Origin of the sequence: Wolbachia endosymbiont of Cardiocondyla obscurior (assembly GCF_902713635.1) — a bacterium.
Classification (GTDB): domain Bacteria; phylum Pseudomonadota; class Alphaproteobacteria; order Rickettsiales; family Anaplasmataceae; genus Wolbachia; species Wolbachia pipientis.
Genome location: NZ_CACTIU010000073.1, coordinates 1 through 5,387 on the forward strand (window position 1 = coordinate 1; position 5,387 = coordinate 5,387).

The window sequence follows — 5,387 nt, forward strand, 5'->3', positions numbered from 1 at the left end:
ATTAAGTAATCCTTACCTTTTAATCTGCAGATTGGCGAAAGCAAATACAATAGCTTCAGTTTCATGATAAGGGGGCTAGCGGAGTTTGTCAAGGGATTTTTGACGAAATGATTTTGAAAGCAAAGAGCGGGAGAAGGGGTTCGAACCCTCGACTTCAACCTTGGCAAGGTTGCGCTCTACCAACTGAGCTACTCCCGCAATTAAATTAACCTAAATTTACTTAATTATAGGCATATACAGCGATTTGTAAACCCCGTGTACACGAAAAATGTGAGAGCCCATAAATTTGCGTGGTTCCTTCTATGATCTTTTCGTATACTTAAGGCTTATTTTTGATTATCATAAGTTTTTAATTATTCCACAAAGCTTTATGGGAATATTTTTATATAAAGACGACTTGCCAGCTAGTTCAATACCAGATGATATAAGGTCTATAGCTGTTGATACCGAGGCAATGGGGCTACTTCATAGCAGAGATAGATTATGCCTTGTGCAGCTCTCTTTTAATGATGGCAACGCTCACTTAGTTCAACTCAAGAACGATTATACAGCGCCAAATTTGAGAAAAATATTAGAGGATAAAAATATAACTAAAATATTTCACTTCGCGCGATTTGATGTGAGCATAATACGTTATTACTTGGAAACTTGGGCACTTCCGTGCTATTGCACAAAGATAGCTTCACGTTTAGTTCGCACTTACACAGATAATCATAGCTTAAAAGAGTTGTGCTTAGAGCTGCTTGATACCAAACTAAATAAGCAGCAGCAATCTTCTGATTGGGGAAATGAAAATTTAACAGACAAACAAAAAAGTTATGCTGCATCTGATGTTTTGTATCTCCACAGGATAAAGGAAAAGCTAGACTTAATGCTGGAACGTGAAAATAGAAAAGAATTGGCCCAAAAGTGCTTTGAATTTCTTCCTACTCGTATTGAGTTAGACTTAATGGGTTGGGAAAACGTGGATATCTTTAACCACCAGATGTAATAGAAGTTTTTTGTTTGTGCAAAACACTTTAGGGCAATTTTTCAAGCTCTGCGGTAAGAATTTAGTTGATTAACTGCTAATAGATACGTTATATTTTACAAAAATTTAGGTATTTTATGAGTGATGATATTACATCGGTAAATGATCAAAATTTCAAATCTGAAGTCACTGACTATAAAGGGTTTGTTCTGATAGACTTTTGGGCAGAATGGTGTGGGCCATGCAAAAGTCTAATGCCACGTATAGAACAATTGGCTAAGGATAGAAAAGGCAAGATTAAGATCTGCAAATTCGACATAGATGAAGGGACTGAAGTGCCAAGTAAGTATGGAGTGCAATCTATACCCACTTTAATCATATTTCAAGATGGTAAGGAAATTGCACGCAAAATTGGTGCAACAAATGATTTGTCAAGTTGGGTTGATAGTGAAATAAGCTAATAGACAAATTTGCTTTTGTGTGTATTATAAATATTGATAAAAGGGATTGTAGCTCAGTCGGTTAGAGCAGTTCGCTCATAACGAATTGGCCGTAGGTTCGAGTCCTACCAATCCCACCATTGTATTGATCTTAGCATGATCGTAACAATGAGAAAACTATAGTATATGAACTATATATTAATGTAATGGGGGAAATGATGGAATTTACTAAGTCTCTAAATAACAAGTTAGATGAATTGCACTTACTAAATCATCCATTTTACCAGTCATGGAATACAGGAAGCTTAAGCTTGCAAGCTTTACAAACCTATGCTAAAGAATATTATCACCACGTTGCTGCGTTTCCTCGTTACATCAGTGGTATACATTTTTTGTGCCCAGATCTAAAAATGCGACAGGTTTTACTTGGTAATTTAATAGAAGAGGAACAAGGTGATGAAAATCATCCAGAATTATGGCAACGTTTTGCTGAAGGGCTTGGCGTTGCGCGATCTGATCTTCGTGAAAGTGCACAGATTAAAGAGACACAGGAGTTAGTTGATGGTTACTTTGATATTGTAAGATCAGGTTTTGCGGCAGGTCTTGGAGCCTTGTACGCTTACGAACGTCAAACTCCAGAGGTTTCCAAGTCTAAAATTGAAGGTTTAAAAAAACACTATTCAATAAGTGATGAGCGTTCTCTTCAATTTTTTACGGTCCATATGCATGCTGATGAATGGCATTCTGAGGAATGTGCAAATCTTATTGAAGATCTAGATGAAAAAGAGCAAGATAAAGTTATGCAGGGTGCTCAAAAGGGAGCAAGGCTCTTGTGGGGTTTTCTTGATGGAATGATGAATGCTAGCGTGTGTTAGTAGTTGTAAGTAGCTTAAACTCAGTGATGTTGGAATGCAATGTCTGCATGTAATCTTCTTATATCTGACTTACGGCTTTGGGTTCATTTAGGCTATAGTGCAGAAGAGAAGTATCATTCTCAATTAGTTAGTGTTAATATTGATTTTACCTTTAAATCCCCCCCTTTAGGACTTACAACTGACCGGCTTGAGGATACTATATGCTACTTGGAGGTAGTTCAGAGTATTCAATCTCTCGTTCAAAGCAAGCAATTCAACTTAATCGAGCATTTAACTCATGATATATACAGGACCATTAATAACCTTGTGATGCAAAAAAAGCTTATTATTTCTTCTATAGGCGTAACTATTCACAAAGTTGCACCACCTGTCCCCAGTGTGCATGGAGGTGTTTTCTTTACTTATCGTAATGCGTTGCAAGAATGATTTACATTTCTATTGGCTCAAATATGGGGAATCGCTTTTCCCATTTACAAAAGGCTGCTCAGTTACTGCAGGAACGCTATTTTAAAAATTTAAAATCTTCAATTATTCTGGAAACTAAGGCTATTTTACCAAATGATGCTTCACCTGGGTGGGACAGGCCATTTCTAAATATGGTTGTGTATGGAAGTTGTTCTTCTTCTCCTGAAGAGCTGTTAAAGGGCCTTAAACAAATTGAATGTGACATTGGCCGTCTGCAGGTCTATGAAAAATGGGCACCTCGCGTTATTGATTTGGATATTTTGTTATGGGATGACCTGACACTTGATACACCCTACCTTAAGATTCCTCACCCAGAATTGATAAACAGACCATTTTTGCTTCACTTGATGACAATGCTGAACCCTATGGCAGTAGTTAACAAAACGTTTGGTACTGTTAACCCTAACATTAAGGATTGCTTTTTAAGGAGTTTTACGCTTTCACCAGAGCTTGTAGGTATTGTCAATATTACTCCTGATTCATTTTCAGATGGTGGTCTTTATTATGATGCAGATCAAGCAACCAAGCAGGCACTGCGGCTGTTATCAGATGGTGCAAGCATAGTTGAACTTGGTGCTCAATCAACAAGACCTGGCTCCTCAATACAAACTCCAAAAGCAGAGTATGCACGCTTAAAACCAGTACTTGATGACCTTAATCAATATATGAAAGTTGGTGACATTAAAGTCAGCATTGATAGTTTCTGGCCAGATGTTATTTTGAACGTTTTGGAGCACTACAACATTGCCTGGGTAAACGATCAGAAGGGAGATCTAGATGATAATACCTTAAAAGCGATTGCTAGCAGTGGATGTAGTATCGTTATTATGCATTCACTCTCCATACCACCATATAGTGACAACATTATCCCAAGTGACATTGATCCAATTGATACCATAAATAATTGGGCAGAAAGGAACATTAATAGATTACTAGCTCTAGGTTTTGATCAAAGCTCGATCATTATTGATCCTGGTATTGGTTTTGGCAAATCTCTATATCAGAATATCTGGATTTTACGCAATATAGAAGCATTGCAAAGTTTTGGCTGCAAAGTTCTGGTTGGTCATTCTAGAAAGTCATTTATTTCTTCTTTTTCTATAGAACCTGTCTTTAACCGAGATTTAGAAACAATTGCTTTATCATCTGCATTGCACAACAAGGTTGATTTCCTTCGAGTGCATAATGTGCGTGATCACATGCGATTTTTTGTAGCTCAAGCTGCTTTACAGGGATGCTAGTTATCGGAATTATGGCTGTTGATCCCAAGGGGGTAATTGGAATAAATAATGGATTGCCCTGGCATTATCCAAGTGAGTTAGATCATTTTCGTCAGGTGACTGACAAACAAGTTATTGTTATGGGGAGAAAGACATTTGAAACTATGCCTCAAGACATATTAGGGAATCGTATTCCTATTGTTTTTTCTCGTAACAAATTAAATTCTTGTTTTAACAGAGGAGTAAAATGCACTATTATTTCTTCTATGCAAGAGTTTTTGTCAATCCAAAGTAATTGGAGTTACCCTCAAATCTTTGTGATTGGTGGAGCACAAATAGCGCATCTTTTTTTAGAATATAATCTAATTTCAGAGTTCATCATGACAGAAATTTACAAACCCTATAAAGGTGATGTATATTTCAACTTAACACTTCTTGATGGATGGCATAAAACTATTCTCACCAAAACGAAAGATTATACTATATGTAGGCTAATACGTTAATATGCATGTTAAAGCAATTTATACCCACCGCATTGAATGTGGGGAAGTATTAGAGCAGGTTCTTGATCGCTATGTTTCAGAGTTGCTAGGAGAGGAAGTTGTTCTTGCTATCACATCAAAAATCATTTCTATTTGTCAAAAACAAGTGGTTTGCAAAACTGCTTGTTCTAAAGAAGAGCTAATCAAAAGAGAAGCTGATGCAATTGTTGATGTAGACCATAATTCTTACGGCATCTATTTAACAATCAAAGACAATATCTTAATTCCATCTGCTGGTATTGATGAATCAAATGGTAATGAAATGTATATTTTATACCCAAAGGATGTTCAGAAAACAGCTCTATCAATATGGAACTATCTCAAGACAAAACACTGCATAAAACATCTTGGTATTTTGATTACAGATAGTAATGTAACACCTATGCGCCTTGGGGTTACGGGCGTTGCTCTTGGTTGGTGTGGATTTGAACCATTTTATTCCTATATAGGCAAGCCAGATCTTTATGATCAACCACTGCAAGTAACACAAGTCAATCTTCTTGATGCGCTGGCAACGTCTGCTGTTTTAGTTATGGGAGAAGGGGCGGAGCAAACACCAATGGCAATAATTAGTGGCGCACCAAAGATTCACTTTCTTACTCGTCTGCCAACTACAGAAGAAGAAAAAAGTGTGAAGATATCTATGGAAGAGGACCTTTACTCTCCTCTCCTCATGCGAGCCCGCTGGTTAAAGAGAAACTTAAAAATTTGCTATTAGACTTCTTGCATAACCATATAACATTGGGAATAGAAACAAAAAACTTGCTTGACACCCTTCGCCAGCCCCCTTATCATAAGACTGAAGCTATTGTATTTGCTTTCGCCAATCTGCAGATTAAAAGGTAAGGATTACTTAATGTATCGGCGTCTTATGT

General features: G+C 37.1%; 7 protein-coding genes and 2 tRNA genes. 8 read left to right on the forward strand and 1 reads right to left on the reverse strand.

Annotated features, from left to right (window positions below; genetic code table 11):
* Window positions 1-125 precede the first annotated feature (125 nt).
* Window positions 126-198: transfer RNA gene (locus tag WOCAOBSORBRA_RS05325), tRNA-Gly, on the reverse strand.
* 172 nt (window positions 199-370) lie between these two features.
* Between WOCAOBSORBRA_RS05325 and WOCAOBSORBRA_RS05330 the strand changes: the two genes are divergently transcribed.
* The 8 genes from WOCAOBSORBRA_RS05330 (at window position 371) to WOCAOBSORBRA_RS05365 (ending at window position 5,230) form a co-directional block, all read left to right on the forward strand.
* Window positions 371-991 carry a ribonuclease D gene (locus WOCAOBSORBRA_RS05330; protein ID WP_010962900.1) on the forward strand — a complete coding sequence of 207 codons (621 nt, stop codon included), beginning with the start codon at window positions 371-373 and terminating at the stop codon, window positions 989-991.
* A 116-nt stretch (window positions 992-1,107) separates the two neighbouring features.
* Window positions 1,108-1,431: a thioredoxin gene (gene trxA, locus WOCAOBSORBRA_RS05335; protein WP_006279168.1), complete on the forward strand. Its 324-nt coding sequence runs from the start codon at window positions 1,108-1,110 to the stop codon at window positions 1,429-1,431.
* 42 nt (window positions 1,432-1,473) lie between these two features.
* A tRNA-Ile gene (locus WOCAOBSORBRA_RS05340) sits at window positions 1,474-1,550 on the forward strand.
* Window positions 1,551-1,628: 78 nt separating this feature from the next.
* The gene (locus WOCAOBSORBRA_RS05345; protein ID WP_155969607.1) at window positions 1,629-2,285 is read left to right on the forward strand and encodes a CADD family putative folate metabolism protein; all 657 of its coding nucleotides are present in this window, start codon (window positions 1,629-1,631) and stop codon (window positions 2,283-2,285) included.
* A 39-nt stretch (window positions 2,286-2,324) separates the two neighbouring features.
* Complete coding sequence (locus tag WOCAOBSORBRA_RS05350) at window positions 2,325-2,711, forward strand: dihydroneopterin aldolase (RefSeq protein ID WP_007548841.1); 387 nt, start codon at window positions 2,325-2,327, stop codon at window positions 2,709-2,711.
* Window positions 2,708-3,991 (forward strand): dihydropteroate synthase, encoded by a 1,284-nt coding sequence (folP, locus tag WOCAOBSORBRA_RS05355; protein ID WP_174516082.1) that lies wholly within the window; start codon window positions 2,708-2,710, stop codon window positions 3,989-3,991. Before WOCAOBSORBRA_RS05350 ends, folP begins: the two co-directional genes overlap by 4 nt.
* A complete protein-coding gene (locus WOCAOBSORBRA_RS05360; RefSeq protein ID WP_174516083.1) occupies window positions 3,985-4,473 on the forward strand; it encodes a dihydrofolate reductase in 489 nt (162 codons plus the stop codon). Before folP ends, WOCAOBSORBRA_RS05360 begins: the two co-directional genes overlap by 7 nt.
* A 1-nt stretch (window position 4,474) precedes the next feature.
* On the forward strand, window positions 4,475-5,230 hold the full coding sequence (locus WOCAOBSORBRA_RS05365) for a putative folate metabolism gamma-glutamate ligase (protein WP_174516084.1): 756 nt from the start codon (window positions 4,475-4,477) through the stop codon (window positions 5,228-5,230).
* The last annotated feature ends 157 nt before the right edge of the window (window positions 5,231-5,387 follow it).